Consider the following 360-nt stretch of genomic DNA (forward strand, 5'->3'; position numbering starts at 1 on the left):
GCTCCGCGACAATCAGAGTTCAAAAAACTCTTGCGCGCGACAATTAACGCGGCAATCATCACCTCGCCGCGACACCGACTCGCCATCCTGATTGTCGTGCGCTTCCCACCCAGATTGTCGCGCTATACAGCTCGGCGTCGCATTGCGCGAAGGTCATCCAGTTTATCTGGTGAGCTTCCGTCGCGAGCCAGAGCAGGATCAGCAACTCTCTGATGTGGCCTATGCGGAAGCGACGTTTGTTCGAGAAGTGATCCGCCGGCATCCGCGCGCGCCTCTGCCGGCCATTATCGGCAACTGCCAAGCAGGCTGGGCGACCCTCGTTCTCGCCGCAACAAACCCTGACTTGACAGGACCCATCGT

At 59.2% G+C, this 360-nt stretch carries 1 pseudogene; it reads left to right on the forward strand.

From position 1 onward, the window contains the following. Positions 1-127: 127 nt before the first annotated feature. Positions 128-360: pseudogene (locus tag I6F33_RS38140) on the forward strand (DUF3141 domain-containing protein); the annotation flags it as partial.

The organism is Bradyrhizobium sp. BRP20, assembly GCF_020194215.1.
GTDB classification, from domain to species: domain Bacteria; phylum Pseudomonadota; class Alphaproteobacteria; order Rhizobiales; family Xanthobacteraceae; genus Bradyrhizobium; species Bradyrhizobium yuanmingense.